17 protein-coding genes and 1 pseudogene are annotated in these 21,045 nt (G+C 73.6%); 10 read left to right on the top strand and 8 right to left on the bottom strand.

From position 1 onward, the window contains the following. A partial coding sequence (locus tag D6689_03395; protein RMH44080.1) for a hypothetical protein occupies window positions 1–755 on the bottom strand: 755 nt, incomplete at its 3' end. A gap of 105 nt (window positions 756–860) precedes the next feature. Here D6689_03395 and D6689_03390 point away from each other — a divergent pair. Together D6689_03390 and D6689_03385 are read left to right on the top strand one after the other, a co-directional pair. Then, window positions 861–1,295: an Hsp20/alpha crystallin family protein gene (locus tag D6689_03390; GenBank protein ID RMH44079.1), complete on the top strand. Its 435-nt coding sequence runs from the start codon at window positions 861–863 to the stop codon at window positions 1,293–1,295. 14 nt (window positions 1,296–1,309) lie between these two features. After that, the gene (locus tag D6689_03385; GenBank protein ID RMH44078.1) at window positions 1,310–1,657 is read left to right on the top strand and encodes an Hsp20/alpha crystallin family protein; all 348 of its coding nucleotides are present in this window, start codon (window positions 1,310–1,312) and stop codon (window positions 1,655–1,657) included. A 229-nt stretch (window positions 1,658–1,886) separates the two neighbouring features. Here D6689_03385 and tmpT read toward each other — a convergent pair whose 3' ends face one another. From tmpT to D6689_03365, 4 genes are all read right to left on the bottom strand, one after another. After that, the gene (tmpT, locus tag D6689_03380) at window positions 1,887–2,540 is read right to left on the bottom strand and encodes a thiopurine S-methyltransferase (protein ID RMH44077.1); all 654 of its coding nucleotides are present in this window, start codon (window positions 2,538–2,540) and stop codon (window positions 1,887–1,889) included. A 27-nt stretch (window positions 2,541–2,567) separates the two neighbouring features. After that, entirely contained in the window at window positions 2,568–4,157 is a 1,590-nt protein-coding gene (locus D6689_03375; GenBank protein RMH44076.1) for a hypothetical protein, read from the bottom strand. Between the two features lie 127 nt (window positions 4,158–4,284). Then, entirely contained in the window at window positions 4,285–4,707 is a 423-nt protein-coding gene (locus D6689_03370) for a gamma-glutamylcyclotransferase (GenBank protein RMH44075.1), read from the bottom strand. Window positions 4,708–4,902: 195 nt separating this feature from the next. Further along, window positions 4,903–5,838, bottom strand: a complete 936-nt coding sequence (locus D6689_03365) for a DNA-3-methyladenine glycosylase 2 family protein (protein RMH44074.1) — start codon at window positions 5,836–5,838, stop codon at window positions 4,903–4,905. A 19-nt stretch (window positions 5,839–5,857) separates the two neighbouring features. Between D6689_03365 and D6689_03360 the strand changes: the two genes are divergently transcribed. After that, the gene (locus tag D6689_03360; GenBank protein RMH44073.1) at window positions 5,858–6,892 is read left to right on the top strand and encodes a glycosyltransferase; all 1,035 of its coding nucleotides are present in this window, start codon (window positions 5,858–5,860) and stop codon (window positions 6,890–6,892) included. A gap of 28 nt (window positions 6,893–6,920) precedes the next feature. Here D6689_03360 and D6689_03355 read toward each other — a convergent pair whose 3' ends face one another. Both D6689_03355 and D6689_03350 read right to left on the bottom strand, forming a co-directional pair. Continuing rightward, entirely contained in the window at window positions 6,921–8,777 is a 1,857-nt protein-coding gene (locus tag D6689_03355; protein RMH44072.1) for an aminopeptidase P family protein, read from the bottom strand. Continuing rightward, on the bottom strand, window positions 8,218–9,672 hold the full coding sequence (locus D6689_03350) for a sigma-54-dependent Fis family transcriptional regulator (protein ID RMH44071.1): 1,455 nt from the start codon (window positions 9,670–9,672) through the stop codon (window positions 8,218–8,220). The genes D6689_03355 and D6689_03350 overlap by 560 nt, the downstream gene beginning before the upstream one ends. A gap of 249 nt (window positions 9,673–9,921) precedes the next feature. On the opposite strand from D6689_03350, the gene D6689_03345 reads away from it, so the two are divergent. The 5 genes and pseudogenes from D6689_03345 to D6689_03325 all read left to right on the top strand — a co-directional run bounded on the left by D6689_03345 (window position 9,922) and on the right by D6689_03325 (window position 18,298). Beyond that, window positions 9,922–12,597, top strand: a complete 2,676-nt coding sequence (locus D6689_03345; protein RMH44070.1) for a serine/threonine protein kinase — start codon at window positions 9,922–9,924, stop codon at window positions 12,595–12,597. Between the two features lie 44 nt (window positions 12,598–12,641). Continuing rightward, window positions 12,642–13,391 carry a hypothetical protein gene (locus D6689_03340; GenBank protein RMH44069.1) on the top strand — a complete coding sequence of 250 codons (750 nt, stop codon included), beginning with the start codon at window positions 12,642–12,644 and terminating at the stop codon, window positions 13,389–13,391. A 200-nt stretch (window positions 13,392–13,591) separates the two neighbouring features. Further along, window positions 13,592–14,500: pseudogene (locus tag D6689_03335) on the top strand (zinc metalloprotease). Between the two features lie 410 nt (window positions 14,501–14,910). Then, on the top strand, window positions 14,911–16,251 hold the full coding sequence (locus D6689_03330) for a hypothetical protein (protein RMH44068.1): 1,341 nt from the start codon (window positions 14,911–14,913) through the stop codon (window positions 16,249–16,251). 25 nt (window positions 16,252–16,276) lie between these two features. Then, a complete protein-coding gene (locus tag D6689_03325; protein RMH44067.1) occupies window positions 16,277–18,298 on the top strand; it encodes an alpha-amylase in 2,022 nt (673 codons plus the stop codon). 12 nt (window positions 18,299–18,310) lie between these two features. Here the strand turns inward: D6689_03325 and D6689_03320 are convergent, their stop codons facing one another. Then, window positions 18,311–19,357, bottom strand: a complete 1,047-nt coding sequence (locus tag D6689_03320) for a hypothetical protein (GenBank protein ID RMH44066.1) — start codon at window positions 19,355–19,357, stop codon at window positions 18,311–18,313. Window positions 19,358–19,750: 393 nt separating this feature from the next. Between D6689_03320 and D6689_03315 the strand changes: the two genes are divergently transcribed. Together D6689_03315 and D6689_03310 are read left to right on the top strand one after the other, a co-directional pair. Then, window positions 19,751–20,095 carry a mercuric transport protein gene (locus D6689_03315; GenBank protein ID RMH44081.1) on the top strand — a complete coding sequence of 115 codons (345 nt, stop codon included), beginning with the start codon at window positions 19,751–19,753 and terminating at the stop codon, window positions 20,093–20,095. Between the two features lie 81 nt (window positions 20,096–20,176). Then, window positions 20,177–21,045: FAD-dependent oxidoreductase (locus D6689_03310; GenBank protein ID RMH44065.1), on the top strand; the 869-nt coding region annotated here is incomplete at its 3' end.

Raw genomic sequence — 21,045 nt, 5'->3', positions numbered from 1 at the left:
CTCTGGGTGGCGCGCAGGCGCGTCGGGTCGTAGCGATCGCCCGCGCGCCACGCCACCCGCCGCAGGATGACGCTCGCCGGCACGCGGCGGTTGCCGGTCACGACGGGCGGCGCGAGTCGCACCAGCGGCCCGGCGTCGACGTGGATCGCGACGCCGACCTCGCCGCGCGCCACCGCGACCTGCACCTCGCCGTCTACGCGCGCGTGGGCGTAGCCGCGCGCGACGAGGGCATCGCGCAGCGCGGCCTTGAGCGCGAGGTAGTCGGCGTGGACGAACCGGCGGCCTCGGCGTACGCCGGACGCCGTCACGATCCGATCGACGGCCGCCGCCGCGTCGTCGGGGACGCCGTCGACCGCGACCGACACGACGCGCGCCGGCGATCCTTCGTCCACGTCGAACGCGATGTCGATCGCGCCGCCGGCGGCGCGAACGCGCGCGTCCGCGCGCGCCGCGAAGTAGCCCCGGGCGCGGTAAAACGCGCGGATCCGCTCGAGGTCGACCCGCAGCGCGAACGGGTCGTAGACCGTCCGGTGGCGAAACCACGGCAGCCAACGCAACACCGGTACCCCGCTCGGCGGCCGGTGCGCGAGTCCGGCGACGATGTCCCCGTCGGAGAACGCGCGGTTGCCGCGCACGGTCACGTGCCCCACGGGCCGACCCGACAGGCTGCGCGCGCCTCCGCGCGTCAACCGCGACGGCCCTGCACACGAGGCGGCGGCCAGCGCCGCGACCGACAGTGCCACCCGGAGGGTCACTGCGCGGATTCTACGCGATGCGCACTGTTTTGGGTCCGGCCGCGGTCGCCTTGACACCCGAAATGCGATGCGCACATTGACTGCCGCGCACCGAAGGAGGAAGCCATGTTTGGGAACTACTGGAACGATCTGGATCGCACGTTCGCAGCGCTCGACGAACTGCGTCGGCGCCTCGAGACTCCGTGGTTCCACTCGGCGTGGAGCAATGGCGGCACGGCGTATCCGCGGCTGTCGCTCGAAGACAACGGCGCGGCGTTCGTCGTCACCGCCGACGTTCCCGGGATGGCCGCGGAGGATCTCGACATCAAGCTCGACCGGGACACCCTCACCATCCGCGGTGAGCGCAAGGTCTCGCCGCCCGAGGGCTACTCGGTCCACCGGCAAGAACGCGGCAATCTGGCGTTCTCGCGGAGCTTCACGCTGCCGGCGCACGTCAACGCCGAGAAGGTGTCCGCGACCGTCCACGACGGCGTGTTGTCGATCACGCTCGAAAAGGCCCCCGAGGCGAAGCCGCGCCAGATCGCGGTGACGTCGGCGTGAGAAAGGAGGCGACCATGTCCAAGGAGCTGGCAAAGACCCAAGGTGGCGCGGTGGCCGAGACCGTCAACGAGCGCCCCGCGGTGGCCCCGCCCGTAGACATCTACGAGAACGCGGACGAGTACCTCATCCTCGCCGACGTCCCCGGCGTCAAGAGCGATGCGGTCAAGCTCCACCTCGAGGACGGCACGCTCACGCTGCGGGCGACGCGCGGCGACCTGTTCGACTACCGCCGGCAGTTCTATCTGCCCGAAGGGGTCGACATGGCAAAGGCCGAGGCGAAGCTCGACAAGGGCGTCCTCGCGATTCACTTGCCCAAGGCCGAGGAGGCGCGGCCTCGACACATCCCGGTGCGGGCCGGCTGATCTGCGCCGTGCGGGCCTGGCGCCCCGCCACTTGCACCGATCCCGGCGACTTTCTTGCAACCTTCCTGATTTCGATTTCCGGCGAGCGGTTCATCCCGCCCCTCCATGCTCTGCCCCCGCGGTCGGCCGCGCCCGTCGCGGGGGCTCCTTTTTGCGAGCGTCCGGTGGTGTCACCGGCGCGCGGTCGGCACCCCGCGCGACCCGACCGCCGCGACGACGGCGGCGCCCGTCACTCGCCGTCGGTCGCGATCCAGTAGGTCGTCTCGATCCAATACCGGTGGCCGCGCGCGCGCCACCGCGGCTCGTTGGCGATCGCGTCGCGGCGATCGAGAATCTCGACCCGGCACCCGCGATAGTGGTCGCGCACCTCGGCCTCCGCCACGGAAAACGGCGGCCCATCCATCACCGCCGGGTCGTATTCGATCGTGCACAGCAGCATCGCCCACGGCGCGGTCACCAGCCGCGACAGGTGCGCCGCATAGCGACGGCGGAGATCGACCGGCAACGCGATGAGGGACGCGCGATCCCAAACGCGGTCGACCACGCCGACGTGCTCGGTGCGCAGCGCGAAGAAGTCGCCCTGGTAGACGGTGAGACCCGGCGACCGGTAGACGGAAAACGGCGGCTCGCGGGTGACGGTGGCATCGATGCCGTGCTCGGCGTGCAGTTCCCGCACCGCCTGGTCCACCAGCTCCACGGCCACGACCTCGTGGCCGCGGGATACGAGCCACGGGATGTCCACCGTCTTGCCGCACAGCGGCACGAACACGCGGTGCGGCCGGTCGCCGACGAATCGCCGTTCGTACGCGCGCAGCGCCGGGTGGACGTCCGCCCGGTGAAAGCCGATGCGCCCTTGCTGCCAGCGAGCGTGCCAGTCCGACATGGCGCGCAGGATAGCGCGCCGCCGCCGTCACCGGGGCGACACGCGCAACGCGCCGCCGGCGAACCGGTTGCCGCGCTCGCCGTTGACCGCGCGCAGCGGATCGTAGGCGCGCACCCACGGCAGGTCGACCCGCATCGACGCGAGCAGCTCGCGCCACGTCTTGCCCTCGCCGTCGATCAGACCGATCACGTAACGCGCGGTCGCCTCGCCCATGCCGGCCCAGTAAGCCGCCAACCCGTTGACCACGACGTCGAGGTTGTCCGCGCCACCGGGGTGCATGTCGATGAAGTCCTGGTCGTAGTAGTTGAACGACAGGCACGAGTTGATCAGCATGACCTGATAGCGCCACGGGAAGTTGTCGGTTCGATAGCCGAACGGCGCCAGCGGCCCGTGGCCGAAGTGGCTGTGGCCGGTGTACGCGAACACGTCCGCGTGCCAGAACGCCTCGAGGTAGCGCCAGGTGGCGCGCTGGCGCGCCTCCCAGCTGCCGTCCTCGTAGCCGTAATACGTGCGGATCTCGACCGTCATGTCGCGGGTCGCGCCGTCGAGGTCGACCGTGACCGGCAGCTGCCACACGATCCAGCGTTCGCTGAACCGCTCGACGACCTGGGCGAGCAGCGCGTCGCGCGCGGCGGGCGACGCGGCAGCCGGCGGAAAGCCGGTCCCGTCCAGGACCCACCGTTCGACGTCGTCGAACGTCACGCCGTCGACCTTCGCGCCGTCGATCCAGAAATCGAGCAGCATGGCGAACGGATCGGTGTGAACGACGCGCAGCTCGGGGAACCGCGCGCGCAACGTCCGCTCGAACCGCAAGAACTCGCGCAGGCCCCAGTCGCGCGGATCCGCCTCGTCGCGGTCGACGCCGAAGAACGCGTAGACCACGACCTTGGCGCGCGAGGGATCGCCAGCGAAGCCCCACAGCCGGTCGTACTCCGGGTACGTGTCTCCCACCCCGTCGACCGGCGTGAGCGCGGCCACCGTGGTGACGAACAGGCGGTCGCGGTCTGCCGTCGAGATCTGCGCGGACGGATCGTCGAGCGATTCCATCGCGGCGTTGATCGCGTCGCGCTCGCGGGCGATCCGGCGGCGACACGCCGATCGGCCCGGGTGGAAGTGATACCAGAGCGAGTCGGCCTCGGCGTCCGGGTCGTCGGTGCAGTCGGGAACCAGGTCGTCGCGGCGCGCGGCATAGTCGCCCGCCAGCAGCGTCAGCGACACCGGCGATTCCGCCGCCGCCCCGTGGGCGACGATCGCCGTATCGCGATAGCGGTACGTCACCCGATCGAGGCGGTCGACCACCTCGCCGCCGGCGACCACGTCCACCGGTGCGCGCCGCCAATCGCCGCGCGCGAGGTTGCGCTCGGCGTCGCGATCGAGCACGCCGATGCCGCGCTCGCGGAGCGCGCCGAGCGCGGACTTGACCTGCCGGCGGATCGCCTCGCGCACGTCGCCGTCGGACGCGCCGCGGGACACGTAGACGAAGCTGTCGAACTCGATGGTGTACTCGGAACCGGCCGCCGACGTGACATCGTCGGTCGCGGAGGTCACGTCGAACGGCCCGACGCAGCCGGCGACAGCCAGACCCATTGCGACGGCGGAGACGAACGGAGCGCGCATGGCGCCGCGCCATCGCAAGCGGCGTGCCATGCCGGCAATCGCGCGGTTACGTCCAACCCGCCCCGCGCGCCGTTGCGATCGGCAACGCGCTGGCTACCGGAGTGGTTACCGGCCGGATGCCCCGCGGTCATCCGCGCGCCTGGCGGCGAATGCGATCGACGTACTCCTCGGGAATGCCGTGCTCGCGCATGCCGTCGAGGTAGTACTGCAGGTAGTCGTCGGTCGGGCGCAACCCGTCGACGACGCGAACCTGCACGTACGTGATGGCCGGCTCGCCGGCCACGTCGACGGTCGCCCGCCGGTAGTCCGTGCCGAGCCCCTCGAAGTCGTCGAGGACGGCGACCTGGCGCGCGTTCAACTCGTAGCGCACGCCCCACACGTGGTCGTTCGGGTCGACGAGGATCGCGCCCTTGCCCGAGCCGTCGAGGCCGGGTTTGGCGAAGGCGTGCCGGTAGCCGTCGAGGCGCGCGGCGCCCAGGTCGACGACGCGGCCGACGCGCGCTTCGAGGCGCGCGCGCGACATGTTCGAACCGTAGGCGAAGTAGATCACGTCGGCCTCCCCTCGGGCGGTGCGACAGTGTGCCGAACGATCGCGGCATGTCGCAGGTTGTCCTCCAAATCTTTTGAAATCATTGCCGAAAACTTGTCCGCTCGCCAGTCACACGGCAGCGTGGAACCGTGGGGGCTGCCAGACACTTTCTCGCGACCTACTGGCCGGTACTGCTGTGCGCGCTCGGCGCCGCGCTCATCGGCCAGGCCGTGTAGGCGCGCGCCGGCGAGATCGGCGCGCCGGGCCGGCCGCGTCTTGCGCAGGCGCCTGCGGCACGTGCCAGTCGCGCGTCACGTCGAGCCACAGCGCGAGGCCGAGCCACCGGCCGAACGCGCGGTAACGGCGCACGATGCGCGCGTCGGTCGGCGGCCGGCGAAGGTTGTAGATGCGCTGAAACCGCGCGCGAACCCAGGCGTCGATGCCCGGATCGTCGTAGTGCCCGCACAGCCGCAGCAAGTGCGCGGCCGCGTACGGGCCCACGCCCGGCAATGCGAGCAGCTCGCGGCGCAGCGCGTCGACGTCCGAGCGATCCGCCCAGCCGTCGGGGTTCACCTCGCCTCGCGCGACCGCGCGCGCCAGCCGGAGCAGGTGCGGCGCGCGGTAGCCGGCGCGCACCACCTCGCGGAAGAACCGTTCGGACCGGCGCGCCAGCGCGGCGGGCGTGGGAAACGCGCGCCCACCCGGCGCGGGCAAGCCGGCGCGGTCCACCAGCCGCGCCACCATCGTCTCGGTGAGCGACCACGAACAGTTGGTCGTACACACGATCTTGATCAGATCCTCGAACGCCGACGGCGCGCGCAACAGGCGGCCCGCGCCCCGCTCGGCTGCCCACGCGAGCCGCGGATCGCGACGCGCGAGCGCGTGGAAATCGGACAGGTCGGCATCGAGGTCGACCATGCGCCGGATCGCGGCGAGGACGCGCTGGCGCTGCGGCGGCGACAGCGGCGTGGCGGCGGCGATCGTGCCGGTGAGCACGTCTCGGCGCTGGCGCACGCGGGCGGTCACCGCGGTCGCGTCGTCCACGGCGATCGACACGCGCAGCACGCCGGCACCGGCGTCCCACGCCAGCGGCGCGAGCCGGTACCAGCCGTGACTGCGCGCGGTCAAGCGCAGGTCGAAATCGGGCGGCACGCGGACGGTGAACCGAGCGATGACCGCAGCATACCAGCCGCCGGCGACCTATGATCGGCGCGTGCGCCCGCGCGTGTCCGTGCTGCTGCCGTACCGCGACGCCGCCGATACCCTCGACGACGCGGTCGACAGCGTGGTCGGCCAGCGCGGCGTCGACGTCGAACTGATCGCGATCGACGACGGCTCGCGCGACGACGGCCCGGCGCGCGTCGCGCGCATCGCCGGCACGATCGCGCTGTCGACCGGCGGGCGAGGACTCGTGGCGGCGCTCACCGCCGGGCTGCGCGCCGCCACGGCGAACTGGATCGCCCGCATGGACGCCGACGACGTGTGCGATCCGGACCGGCTCGCGGCGCAGGTCGACCTGATGGAGTCCGACCCCACCCTCGGCGCTTGCGGAACGCAGGTCGACCTGTTCGGCGACGCGCCGATCGGCGACGGGTTGCGCCGCTACGTGCGCTGGCAGAACCGCCTCATCACACCGGAAGACCACGCGCGCGAGCTGTTCGTCGAAGCGCCGCTGTGTCACCCGTCGGTGGTGCTGCGCCGCGACGCGCTGGTCGCCGTCGGCGGCTGGCGCGACACCGGCGGCCCCGAAGACTACGACCTGTGGCTGCGGCTCGACGCCGCCGGTTGGCGGCTCGCGAAGGTGCCCCGGCCGCTGCTGCGCTGGCGCCACCGCGCCGGACGGATGACGTTTTCCGACCCGCGCCTCGCGCGCGCGCGGTTCGTCGACACCAAGGCCCCCCACCTGGCTCGCCGGCTGCGCGCGCTCGGCCGGCCGATCGCGGTGTGGGGTGCCGGGCGGTCCGGCAAGCGGCTGGCTCGCGCGCTCGAGCGCTGGGGGGCGGCGCCGGCGCTGTTCGTCGACGTCGCCGCGTCGCGCATCGGCCGCATCGCCCGCGGGTGCACGGTGCGCGACCCGACCGCGCTGCGCCGCGGCGAGCACGCGGTGGTCGTCGCGGTCGGCGCGATCGGCGCGCGCGACGACATCCGCGCGCACCTCGACGCCGCGGGCTTTCGCGAGGGCGCCGACTATTGGGTCGCCGCATAGGAGGCTATTGCGCACAGCCGCCGCCGCGTCACCGCCGCTGCGCGGCCATCCACCCCTCGACGTCGGCCACCGACCGCGGCAGCGCCTCCGTCATCACGCGATGGCCGCGCGGCGTCACGAGCACCATGTCCTCGATGCGCACGCCGAACTGGCCCTGCAGGTAGATGCCCGGCTCGACGGTGATCACCATGCCGGGCTCGAGCGGCCCGCTCGTGTCGCCTACGTCGTGGACGTCGAGTCCGACGAAGTGGCCGATGCCGTGCGGCAGCGGATAGCCCGCGTCGGCCAGCGCGCGGTCGGCGACCTCGTGCAGCTCGTCGAGCGACACGCCGGGGCGCACCGCGTCGATCACCTTTTGCTGGACCGCGAGGACGAGTTCGTACATGCGGCGCTGCTCCGCCGTAAACCGGCCCGACACCGGCCACGTCCGCGTCACGTCGGCCGCGTAGCCGCCGTACGACGCGCCGATGTCGACGACGACCAGGTCGCCGGCGCCGATGGCCGAGTCGCTCGCTCCCCAGTGCAACACCGCGCCGTGTTCGCCGGCTGCAACGATGGACGGGAACGCCAACCCGGTCGCGCCCGCGTCGTAGAACGCCTTCTCGAGCGCCGCGGCGACTCGCCGCTCGGACACGCCGGCCGCGATGCGCCGCACCGCCGCGCGGTGGCCCTCGATCGTGATGGCGACCGCCCGGTCCATGCGCGCGATCTCGGCGGCGTCGTGGACCGCCCGCATCGCCTCGAGCGCCTTCCACCGCTGGCGGGTGACGACCTCGAACGCCGTGAGGTACTTGCCGAGCGCGTCGCGCGAAAACGCCGGCTGGTCCAGGTACGTCGGCCGCAGTTCCGCGTAGCACCGGCTGCGGCGGAACGCGTTGCGCATGTGCCGCGGCACGCCGCCGCGGTTGCGCCCGACGTAATCGACGCGGTACTTGCGCTCGAGCGCCGGGCTCAACGGCTCGCGGTAGCCGACCCATATCTCCGCCTCGGCGTCGCGCGGTCGCAGCAGAAGCTGCTGCCGGTAGATCGGCTCGCGTGGCGCGAGGATCAGCACGGCGCCGGATTCGCGGATGCCTGTGAGATAGAAGAACCAGTTGTCGAACGCGTTGCCGTCTTCGCCGTCGGGCGCGTACGAGCGGATCGCGCCCACACAGTCGCCGAGTTGCTGCATCAACCGCGCACGGCGCTCCGCATAGACCGACGCGGGCACATCGGCGGGCACGTCGGCTGTCGCGGAGCGACGCGGGGGCTTCGCGGCGGCCGGCAAGGCGACCGCGACGGCGATACCAATCGAAATCGAGCTGCGCACCATGCGGCGGACGGTATCACCGCCGCTTGAGTCCGTGTTTGGCCATGCGGCTCTGGAGCGTGGACGGCTTGAGCCCGAGCAGCTCGCCGGCGCCGCCCGGGCCGTAGATCTTTCCGCCGGTGAACGCGAGCGTTCGCGCGATGTGTTCGCGCTCGACGTCGGCCAGTCGGCGCGGCGAAAACGGCGCAACCCGCGCCGCACCGCCGGCCGGTTCGACCTCGCCCGGCGCGCCGGCGGTCGCGCGGCCGCCACCGAACGCCGCCGCCGGCAGCTCGCCGGCCGGCGCGCCGGCCGCGGCGGCGACGACCGCGGCGACGAGTTCCCGCAGGTTGCCCGGCCACGGCCGGCGCGCGAGTTCCGCCGCCGCCGCGGCCGACAGGGTCCACGGGCCGCGCCCGGTCGACCGCGCCAGCGCGGCGAGCGCGGCCGAAGCGATCGGGCCGACATCCTCGGGGCGCTCGCGCAGAGGCGGCACGGTCCACGGCTCGCCGAACGCGGCGCGCAGCTCGGCGTCCATCGCGTTCGGCGCCGTCGCGGTCGCCACGATGCGCGCGGCGACGATGCGAGCGCCGCCATCCACCCGCAGCGCCCGGGCGGCGACCACGCGAGCGAGCCGCCGCTGGACTCCGACCGGCAACCGGTCCACCCCGAACAGCGCGAGCGTGCCGGTGGCGGCCGCGTCGAACGCGCCGACGCGCGAGCCGGCCGACAGCGGGCCGCCGCCGGCCCCGAACAGCGCCCGGTGCACGTCCGGCGGCGCGACCGCCGCACAGCGAACGGCGACGAACGGCGCCGCCGCGCGGTACGACGCGCGGTGCAGCGCCCGCGCGACCGCGGCCTTGCCGGCGCCGGGTTCGCCGGCGACCAGCACCGACGATTCGGTGGACGCGACGGCGCGGACGCGCGCGGCCAGCGCGCGCATCGCCGGGCTCGGCAGCGCGTCGAGGGGCACGTGCCCGGCGTCTGCGCTCGCGCGCTCGGCAAGCGCCTCGCGCGCGAGCGCCAGATCCCGGTCCGCGCTCGCAGCCGCCCGATCCCGCGCCGCTGCGAGCGCCTCGCCGAGCGCGCACGCGAACCCGGCGACGGCGGCGAGTTCGACGTCCGACAGCGCGCCGACGCGCGCGCGATCGATCGTGAGCACGCCGAGCGCGTCGCCCCCGCGGACGACCGGCGCCACCGCGCAGCCGTGCCCGTCCGGCAGAGCGACGACGCCGCGAAACGGATCCCGGCCCGCCGCGTGGTCCGCCGCGTCGAGTCGGCGCGGCGCGCGGGCCGCGAGCGCCGCGGACACGGCGGGCACGGCCGGCAGCGGCACCGAATGGTCGGTGACGCGAACGTCGGCGAGCGCGCCGGCGGCGGCCCGCACGCGCAGTGCGTCCCCGTCGACCTCGGCGAACGCCGCCAGATCGAACGGCGTGACGGCGGACAGCGCCCCGGCGGCGCGCGCAAACGCATCTCGTTGAAGGCTCACCCAAATATCGGTACGCGCTCCCGAGCCGGTGGGCCAGTTTTCGGCAACGCCCCGCCCGCACCGACGTGCCGGTGATGGCGGCCGTGCCGAACCGCCCACCGGCCGCCGCGCGGACGCGGCCGCTCAGTCCGCGTCCGCGTCCGGCCGCGCCAACCCGACCGCCTCCGCGACCGCGTCGCGGTAGCGCAGCCACGCGGCGAGCGCCTCCTCCATCGCGGCGACGACGCCCGGCCGGTCGGCCGGCTCGACGTGGTCGAGCACGCAGCGCCACGCGGCCCGGCGGTGTTCGCCCTCCACGCTGCGGTGGGCGCGCGTGAGCGCGAGCGCCTCGACCGGCAACCCGTAGTGGACGACGAGCGGGTGGCGGTCGAGCGGCGGCTCCGGGCGGCGCGGCGCGGTCGGGTCCAGTTCGCCGCGCTCGTATTGCGTGCCCTCGACGAACAGCGTCGTCACCGCCGCGGCCGGCCCCCAGCCGCGCCGGCGCGTCACGTCGTCGAGCAGGTCGCGATACGCGCGCGCCGCCGGCAGCAGGTCCACGCGGTCGAACCGGGCCAGGTCCATGCCGAGTCCGCGCGGGTACTCGAGAAACAGTTCGGGATGCGGCCGGCCGGCGGCGATCCCGCCCGTCTCCTCCTCGTACAGGTTTTCCGCGAGGTCGCGACGCACCGCGGCTATCGGACACTGCACGTACGCCCAACCGACCAGCACGGGAAAGTCTCGCACGTAGGTCGCGTATTCCTGTTCAAAGTGAATATGCAACCGATCGCGCGGCACGGCGCCCGACGTGAACAGCGGCCACGCCCAGTGCACCTTGCGCTCCATCACTGCGAGCAGCGCTTCGCGGAACTCGTCGCGCGTCACGCGCACACGTTACCACGCGTGCGCCCACCTCCCACCTCGACGGAGAGTACGCGCGACAGCCAATTTGTTGTCGCCGGCACGGCCGAGGTTTTGCTTGATCCTGCGCGCTCCGGACCCCATCAATGTACTGTGCCTGTCAGTTCGCCGGACGCCGCGCCCATTCCTCTCGGCAAGTTTCTCGCACCGGGGATGCGCCTCGGCAAGTACCAGCTGATCCGGCAACTCGCGATCGGCGGAATGGCCGAGGTCTACCTCGCGCGCGCGCAGGGAATCGAAGGGTTTCAAAAGCGGGTCGTGCTCAAGCGCATTCTGCCGCAGTACGCGACCAACCCCGAATTCGTGAGCATGTTCCTCGACGAGGCGCGCATCGCGGCGACGTTGGACCACCCGAACATCGTGCAGGTCTACGACATCGGCCAGCAGGTCGGGAACTACTACTTCACGATGGAGTACGTCCAGGGCCAGGACGTGCGCAACATCCTCAAGCACGAACACCGCGCCAGCCGCGCCGTGCCGCTCGGCAACGCTCTCACGATCGTGCACGGGTTGTGCGCCGGACTGCACTACGCGCACGACAAGCGCGACCTCGACGGCCGCCCGCTGGGAATCGTGCATCGCGATGTGTCGCTGTCGAACGTGCTCGTGTCGTACGACGGCGCGGTCAAGATCGCCGACTTTGGCGTCGCCAAATGCGTCGCCAAGCAGACGCAGACGCGCGCCGGCACGCTCAAGGGCAAGATCGCGTACATGTCGCCGGAGCAGTGTCGCGGCGAACCGCTGGATCGGCGCAGCGACGTGTTCGCGGCCGGCATCATCTTGTACGAACTCACCACCGGCCAGCGCCTGTTCAAGGGCGACAGCGAGTTCGCCATCCTGCAGCAGATCGCGACCCAGGACGTGCCGCCTCCGTCGACGCGCGTGCCCGGCTACCCCGCGGCGCTCGAGGCGATCGTGCTCAAGGCGCTGCGTCGCGATCGCGAGGCGCGCTACCAGACCGCGCGCGAGATGCAGCGCGACATCGAAGTGTTCGCGCGCGACCACCGCTTGTCGATCTCCCCGATCGAACTGAGCGACTACATGCGCGACATCTTCGCGGACGCGATCGCGGCCGAGCCGTCCGACAGCGGCTTGTCGCGCGATGCGGCGCTGCGTGCCGCGCCGACCGTCGCGGCGACGCCGCGCCCGCGGTCGCTGGCGGAGGTCCAACGGGACAGCGATGCGGACGACGAGGAGATCGTGGTCGTCGACGCGTGCGGCCCGGGCGACGACAGCGTCGTGGCGGACGCCGCCGGCGCGCCCGTGTACACCGCCATGTTCGACGCGGCGCCGCCCGCGCGGCTGGCCGACGGCAGCGGCGAACACGACGCGGTCGCCGAGCGCGCCGCGGCCGCCGGCGACGAACGGGCGCGGCGACCGCGCCGCGGCGTGCGCGCAGCGGTCGCGGTGGCGATCGGTGCCGCGGCCGCCACCGTCGCGTGGCTGGCGCTCGCCGGATTTCCGACCGGCGAGCCGGCGGCGCCGGCTCCTGCCGCGCCGGCCCGCGCCACGTTGCCGGGGGCGACCCCGGCCGCCACACCGGCGATCGCCGCGCCGGCGACCACCGCCGCGCCGGCGATCGCCGCACCGGCGGCCGCCGCGCCGCCGGCGCAGGCGGGCGCGCACCCGGCAGCTTCCCTCCGCCGCGGCCCCAACGCGAGCGGCGCGCCGGTCGCGGTGCAGCTCGCCGGCGAAGGCACGCGCGCCGGCGGCCGGGCCGCGCCGGCGGCACCATCCGATGCATCCACAACCAACAGCACGAGTGACGACCGCGGTGCCGGGGCGACCGGCACCACCGGCGACGACCACGGCGACGCCGGCGGCGCGACCGCCGACCGCGGCGAGCGCCGCGCGAGCCGCGAGGCGGTCCGCGACGACCGGCCGCCGGCGCCGGCAACGCGGCCCCGCGCCAGACGGCCCGTGCGCCGCCGCGCCGCATCCCGCGCAACTCGCGCGCGCACAGACACTCCCGCCCGACGAGACGACGCGACATGGGATCCCGACTCCGCACTGCCGCCCTCGCTGTAGCCCTGGCCTGTATCCCGACCGCCGCGGCCGCCGACGGCCCCGCCGTGCCGCCGATGGACCCGCGCGCCCGCGCGCACCTCGACCGCGGCCTCGAGCACTACCGGGCGCGCGACTACGAGGCGGCGATCCGCGAATTTCGCGCCGGCTATGCCATCGACCCGCGGCCGGAGTTGATGTTTGCCATCGGCCAGGCCGAGCGGCTCAGCGGCGACTGCGCCAGCGCCATCCGCGCGTACCGCGAGTTCCTCGCCACCGATCCGCCGGAGCCGCAGGCGAAGGCCGCGAGCGCCGCGATCGAGCGCTGCGAGGTCGCCCTCGGCGAAACGGGGTGGACGAGCGCCGAGATCCCCGACCGCGGGCCGCCCGCCGCACCCGCGCGGCCCGCGGGCCGCGTTCCGGCGGCCGCGCCCGCCGCGCACGCCGCGCCCGCGCCCGCCGCCCCCGCGGCGGCGCCCGGCGACGACCGGCGGCCGTGGTACCGCGACCCGATTGGCGCCACGCTGCTCGGCGCCGGTGCGACGTCCGCGGCCGTCGGCATCGGCCTGTTCGTGTCCTCCGCCGCCGAACGCCGCGCCGCCGCAGACGCGGCGACCTACGGCGAATACGAACGCCACCTCGACGCGGCGCAGTCGCGGCGCACCGCGGCCTGGGTCGGCGTGGGAGTCGGCGCCGGGCTCGCGTCGGCCGCCGCCGTGCGGTACTGGCTGCGGCGCGACCGCGGAACGTCCCGCCGCGATCTGACGGTCGTCCCCACCGCTTCCGGCGCGGCCCTCGTCGTGGCCGGAACCTTCTGACGCAGCGGCCGCGGCCGGGCTGCCGGCCGCGCGCGGCGCGGTGGCGCGCCGGCCCGCGCAACCGCCCGAGGCAGGTGTCGCCGCGCTGCGGCGGCGCCTCGTGACCCCTGCCGGACCGATCCGGTGTCCGCCCACCCCGCGGCGCCGGCGAACGCCGGACGGCAACCCCGCGGAGCGACAGGGGTCAGTTTTGTCGCCCAATGGCCCCACGTTTGCGTACGCTCGCGCACATGAAATCCACCTCTTTCGTCGCAGTCGCCCTGCTCCTCGCGCTGGCCGCCGCGTGCGGCAACGACACGCGCATCGATCCGAATGCGGCGCCGCCCACAGGCGACGGCCGCCTGTTTCACCGCGGCTGCGGTACGGACAACCCGACGGCCGATCAGATCGCGGCGGTCGACGCGTTGCTCGCGCAGGCGCGAGTGCCGTACGCGCTCGCCGCGCCGGTGACGATTCCGGTGTACTGGCACGTGATCCACGACGGCGCCAGCGGGCGACTGAGCGCGGAGGCGATCGACGCGTCGATCGCGGTCCTCAACGCCTCCTACGGCGGAGCCACCGGCGGCGCGCCGACCCGCTTCCAGTTCGCCCTGGCCGGAACGACCTACACCGACGACGCGACCTGGTACAGCGACTGCGACGTGTCGTCGGTCGAGGCGGCGATGAAAGCCGCGCTGCGCACCGGCGGCGCCGATGCGCTCAACGTGTACTCGTGCGGGATGACCGGCAGCGGCCTGCTCGGCTGGGCGACGTTCCCCGAGTGGTACGACGGCAACCCGACCGACGACGGCGTCGTGATCCTCGACGGCAGCGTCCCCGGAGGCACCGCGGCGCCGTACAACGAGGGCGACACGCTCACCCACGAGGTCGGCCACTGGCTCGGGCTCTACCACACGTTCCAGGGCGGCTGCCGCGGCCAGGGCGACTCGGTGGACGACACGCCGGCCGAGCGCTCGGCGGCCTACGGCTGCCCGATCGGTCGCGACACCTGCCGCGGCGACGGCCCGGATCCGATCGAGAACTTCATGGACTACACGGACGACTCCTGCATGGACCGCTTCACCGCCGGCCAGGCCGCCCGCGCGAGCGCTGCGTGGGACGTGTTCCGCAGCACGGCGCCCGAGTGCTCGATCGACGCCGACTGCGACGATGGCGACGCCTGCAACGGCGCCGAGGTGTGCACCGCCGGGGCGTGCGAGGCGGGCGTGCCGGTGACCTGCGGCGCGGGTGAGGTGTGCGACCCGGCGACCGGGACGTGCGAAGCCCCGAGCTGTCTGCCCAAGAACGCCGAGTGTTCGACCGACGCGGACTGCTGCTCGAACCGCTGCAAGGCCCGCCGGGGCGTCAAGATCTGTCGTTGACGGGCGGCGGCAGCCCGGCCGGCCCTCCGGCCGGGCTTCGCCCCCGCCGTGCGCCGCGCCGGCGATCGCGGCGGCCGCCCGCGCAGCCCTCGGCCGCGGCGCTGCGCCGGCACGGACGGCCGCGCACATGCCCGCGGGGCCGGTGTTAGCCTGCGGGCATGCGCGCCGTCGCATCGCTCGCGCTCGCGGGGGCACTCGCGGGTCCCCTCGCACCGGCCGCCCGCGGCGACGAGGGCGGCCTGTCGGTCGGCTCGTACGGGCGCGTCGTGATCGGCACGGATCTGCGCGGCGGCACGCCCGAGCAGCCGCGCGTGGTCGCGCACCCGCCGCGCGTCGTCGAGGGCAGCTACCTCGAACTGGACCTGTACTACGACTTCGACGCGGTCGACGGCCTCGCCGCGCGCGCGGTGATCACGCCCGCGGTCGCCGGCGAGCCGTTCCATTTCACCGGACAGTTCGACGCCGCGATCGCCCTGCGCAACGCATACGTGGAGGCGACCTTGCGCGACGTGGCCGCGGTGTGGGTCGGCTCGCGCAACTACCGCGGCGACGACATCTACCTGCTCGACGTGTGGCCGCTGCGCGACTACAACGCGATCGGCGGCGGTGCCCGGTGGTGGCGGGGACCGTGGCGACTGTCGGGCCACGTCGGCGCGCACCGGCTGCTCGACCCGTTCCAGCATCAGCTCGTCGAGGTCCCCGACCCGGTCGTCGGGTCGGCGACGATCGAACAGCTCGACCGCCAGCGCCTCGTCGCGTCGGTCACGCCGGCGTACGTCGGCGCCCGCTACAAGGCCGAGCTGCACGCCGACGTCCACGCCCTCGGCGCCGGCCGGCGGCGCCGGTCGGACAACACGATCGAGGAACTCCCCGACGATACCGGCTGGTCGGTCGGCGCGCAGGTCGGCACGTGGGGGGTTGCCGGCGCGAGTTCGCACGCCAACCTGTTCGTGCGCTACGCGCGCGGGCTGGCCGCGTACGACGAGCTGGACGTGCCGGCCGGGCTCGGCCCCGACAAGCGCGCGCGCGGCGCGAGCGAACTGGCGCTCGGCTTGTCGGCGCACGCGGACGCCGCGTACGGCGGGGCGATCGCCGGCGCGCTCGTTCGCCGGTTCGTCGACGCCGACGGCAACGCGGACGACAACGACGACGGCTGGGAGGCCGTCGCCGACGTCCGCCCGTACGCGGCGTGGTTTCGCGGCTCGCTCCAGGTGGCCGCGGATCTGTCGGTCCAACGTCGCTGGCCCCGCGGCGTCAGCCCGGTGCGCCTCGAGCCGGTGACGCCGACGATCCTGGCCGTCGCGCCGATGATCATCCTGTCGCCGGCGGGCGCGCGCGCGTTCGCACGCCCGCACCTGCGGCTGGTGTACCGCGCCGCTCACCTCGACGCGGGCGCGCGCGACCAGTACCCGGTCGAAGATCCGCGCCGCCGCCGCGCGTGGGTCCACTTCCTCGGCCTGCAGGCCGAGTGGTGGTTTCACTCCTCCAGCTACCCGTGACCACCCTGCTCATCGGAGGCTCACCATGTGCCGCATCGCCCTCGTCGCTGTCGCCGCCGCATGCGCCGGCACCGCCGCATGCGCCGCACCGCTGGCCGACGACGCGCCGGTCGACCGCCCGCACCGAGCCAACGCGGACGTCGACTGGCGCGACCAGGTCATCTATCAGATCGTCACCGATCGGTTCGCCAACGGCGACGCGAGCAACGACTACGCGGTCGAACCCGGCACGCCCGCGCGCTACCACGGCGGTGACTGGCGCGGCATCCGCGACCACCTCGACTACCTCGAGCACCTCGGTGTCACCACGCTGTGGATCAGCCCCGTCGTGCGCAACCTCGAGGAGGACGCCGGCTTCGCGGCGTACCACGGCTACTGGACGCAGGACCCGCTGCGAGTCAACCCGCACTTCGGCGACCTGGTCGCCTTGCGCGATCTGGTGGACGCCGCGCACGAGCGAGGCATGCTGGTGATCCTCGACGTCGTCCTCAACCACATGGGCCAGCTGTTCTATTACGACATCAACGGCAACGGGCGGCCGGACGACTGGCTCACCGGCGGCGGCACGCCGCACACGTGCGTGCAGATCTGCAACAACCCGGCGCGCGCAGACGAGTGCAGCCCCGACGAGCGCACCTACTGCGCGCAGGCCATCACGTACCTCGAGCGGATCAGCGAGTTCGATCCCGAGTACGACCCGCGCGGCATCCAGGGATGGACCAGCGGTGGCTTCAGCGGCCCTGCGGACATCCGGTTCTTTTACGATCCGGCGCGCGGCGCGACCCCGCCGGCGCGGCCGCCGGATTGGTTCGGCTGGCCGGACGACCGCGCGTGGTTCGACGACCCCGCGTGGTACAGCCGGCGCGGCCGCGTCTACGTGTGGTGGCACGAGGACGACTACACGGACGAATTCGTGCGCGACCAGGAGACGCGCGGCGACTTCGTCGGCGGCCTGCGCGACCTCGACACCGACCACCCGGACGTGCGCGACGCGCTCGTGCGCGCGTACGCCTATTGGATCGCGGCGGCCGACTTCGACGGCTTCCGCATCGATACGCTCAAGCACATGGACCGTCCGGAGCGCGACCGCGACGTGCGTGGAATGGTCGGCACGTTTGCCACTCGCATCCGCGAGGAGGCCGCCGCGCTCGGCAAACACAACTTCTTTCTGCTCGGCGAGGTGTTCGACGGAGACGACGAGCTCGCCGGCGCGTACACGTTCGGCGGCCGCGACGCCGACGGGCCATTCGGGCGGGTCGACTCGGTGCTGTACTTCAGCCAGAAGTACCGGGTCGTCGACGAGGTGTTCAAGCGCGGCGCGCCGACGCGGAACGTGGAATGCCTGTACGCCGCGCGCATGGGCGTCCCCGCCAGCGACGACGGCTACTGTGCGGCCAACGGCTTTCCAGCCGGACCGACCTACGCGGCCGAGCCCCACGCGATGCCGGCCGACGGAGGCATCGGCCTGCCGCCGAACCGCGTGCTCGTCAACTTCCTCGACAACCACGACGTGCCGCGCTTCCTGTTTCCGGACACCGGCGTCGCCGCGCTGCACAACGCGCTGTTCTTCCTGATGACGTGGGACGGGATCCCGGCGATTTACTACGGCACCGAGCAGCAGTTCGCCGGCGGCACGGACCCGAAGAACCGGGAGGACATGGTGTTCGACGAGGGCGGCGACACGTTCCGTTGGCTCGCCGCGCTGATCGCGCTGCGCAAGCAGCACGTCGCGCTGCGCCGCGGCGACGTGCGCATCGCGTGGGCGACGGACCGGCCGCGCGGCGCGCGCGACAGCGGCATCCTCGCGTTCGAACGCACGCATCCCGACGAGACCCTGCTCGTGGTGCTCAACACCGCCGACGAGCAGACCAGCCGGACCTGCGCGCCGGACGCCGACGGCGGCGCGTGCATGCCGGTGAGCTTCCCGCCCGGCACCGTGTTGACGGACATCGCGCCCGGCGGCGACGGCGCGACGTTCACGGTCGCCGCCGACGGCACGGTCGACGTCGACGTGCCGGCGCGCGGCGGGCGCGTACTCGCCCCGTGACGCGCGGGCCGATCACGCGTTCGCCCGGCGCCGCCGCGGACGGACGAGGCCGTATTGCTTGAGCCGGCGCCACAGCGTGTTGTCGCTGATGCCGAGGGCGCGAGCCGTCGCGCGGCGATCGCCGCCCAGGCGATCGAGCGTCGCGAGGATATGGCGCCGCTCGACCTCGGCGAGCGGAACGATGTCGCCGGCCGACGCGGCGGCTGCGCGCACGTCGCCGCGCACCTCGGGCGGCAAGTCGCCCACTTCGATGCGCGGCTTGCCCTCGGCCAGCACGACCGCCCGCTCGATCGCGTGCTCGAGTTCGCGCACGTTGCCCGGCCAGTCATATGCCAGCAGAGCGTCGAGCACGTCCGCAGACAACGCGCACGGCCCGCAGTGATTTTCGCGGCACGCGCGCGCGATGAACGCGCGTGCGAGCGGCAGCAGGTCGTCGCGGCGGTCGCGCAGCGGCGGCAGTTCCAGCTCGACCACGCGCAGCCGATAGTACAGATCCTGTCTAAACGTTCCATCCGCAACCATTTGCGCGAGATTGCGGTGGGTCGCGGCGACGACGCGTACGTCGACCGGCACGTCGTGTGTCGCGCCGACCGGGCGCACCGCCCGCTCTTGCAGCGCCCGGAGCAGCCGCACCTGCATCGCGGGTGACGTCTCGCCAATCTCGTCGAGAAACAGGGTGCCGCCCGACGCGGCGCGAAACAGCCCGTGGCGGTCCGCCGTCGCCCCGGTGAATGCTCCGCGCGTATGGCCGAACAGCTCGGTCTCGAGCAACGAGTCGGGCAGCGCGCCACAGTCGACCGCCACGAACGGCCCGTTCGCCCGGGGCGACGCCGCGTGCAGAAACCGCGCGAGCCGCTCCTTGCCGGTGCCGCTCTCGCCCGCGATGAGCACGGTCGCCTCGGTCGGAGCGACCCGGCGAGCGAGTTCGACCAGCCGCCGCATCGCCGGACTCCGGGCGACCAGATCGGCCGGTGACGGCGCCCCGGCGCCGGCCGGTCGCCGGCCGCCCCGACGGTCATCCCGCGGCCCTTCGGCCGAGCGCGGTCGGTCGCGTGACATGCTCGATCAATACCCCATTTTGCAATTTTCGTAATCCCCAATTTGGGGTTTTCGATCGTCCTCGGCACGGCCCGCGCCCCCATAACACACGAAATTGTTTTGGCTCATTCCATCCGCAGGGGGAACGCGGCCGGTGGCACACCCCGTGCTTGACGTCGGTGCGAGGGCTGCGCCCCGTCCCGGGACGTCCCGCGAACTGGACAGGAGATGCCCATGCCGACCCGACATTCGACTCCCTCGCGCCGCGATCCCCACCGGCCCTCTGCCGACTCGCCCGCCGGCCGCGCGAGCGACGCCGGCGCAGCGGTCGCCGGCCGCGGCGCGACGGCCGGCAGCGCCCCCGGGCGACCGCGCCTCGAACCTGCCGTGCCCGAGCGCCCGCGGCGGTGGTCGATCGCCGCCGGCGCCGGAGCGATCGTCGCCGCGCTGCTGGCGTCGGCGTGTTGCGTCGGCCCGCTCGTCCTGGCCCTGCTCGGCCTCGGCGGCGCCGGCCTGCTGGTCCGGTTCGAACCGTACCGGCCGCTGTTCGTCGCGATCACGGTCGCGCTGCTCGGCGCGGGCTTCTACGCGGCGTACCGACCTCGCCGCGCCGCCGCGCCGGCCGGCGGAGACGCCAGCGACTGCGGCTGCCCGGCGCCGCGCGCCAACCGCGCGGGCCGCGCGCTGCTGTGGGTCGCGGCGGTCCTCGTCGCGGTGTTGCTCGCGTTCCCGTACCTCGCGCCCCTGCTCGCGCGCTGACGAGTTCTCCGCCGACAGCGAAAGGCCGCCATGTCTCGACAAGTTGAATCGACCACTACCTGGACCGTCCGCATCGACGGCATGACGTGCGATCGTTGCGCTCGCGCGGTCGACACGGCGGTCGGAAACGTGGCCGGCGTCGTGGCCAGCCACACGCGCGCCGCGGACGGCGTCGCTCGCGTCGTCGCGGCGCCCGGCGTGTCGCCGGACGCGATCGCCGCCGCCGTTCGGGCGGCGGGCTACACGGTCGTGAGCGTCTCGCGCGCCGCCGACGGCGACGACGACGACGCGGGCGACGCGCCGCTCGACCTGCTGATCGTCGGCGCCGGCTCGGCCGGCTTTGCCGCCGCGATCCGCGCGCGCGAACTCGGCGCCCGCGTCGCCCTCGTCGAGCGCGGCGCGCTCGGCGGGACCTGCGTCAACGTCGGCTGCGTCCCGTCCAAGACGCTGATCCGCGCCGCGGAGGTCGTCCACCGCGCGTTGCACCACGGCTTCGCCGGCATCCGCTTCGCGCCGCCGGCGCTCGACTTTCGCGCGGTCATCGAGGACAAGCGCCATCTCGTTGCGGAGTTGCAGCAGGCCAAGTACTGGGACGTGCTGGCCGCCCACCCCGACATCCGGCTGTTGCGCGGCACCGCCCGGCTGCGCGCCGACGGCGGCGTCGACGTCGACGGCCGCCCGGTGCCGGCGCGCAACGTGCTCATCGCGACCGGGTCGCACCCGCACGTACCGGCGATTCGCGGCCTGGCGGACGCCGAGACCGTCACGTCGACCGAGCTGATGGACCTCGACGAGCGCCCCGACCGTCTGGTCGTCCTCGGCGGCGGCTACGTCGGCCTCGAGCTCGGCCAGACCTTCGCCCGGTTCGGCTCGCGCGTCACCGTGCTCGCGCGGTCGCGATTGCTGAGCCGCGAGGAGCCCGCGCTCGGCGCCGCGCTGGCCGACTACCT

The organism is Deltaproteobacteria bacterium, from assembly GCA_003696105.1.
In the GTDB taxonomy this organism is placed as follows: Bacteria; Myxococcota_A; Polyangia; order Haliangiales; family J016; genus J016.
Note: the sequence above shows the minus strand (reverse complement) of the source record. Positions and strands in the feature narration are given on the sequence as shown.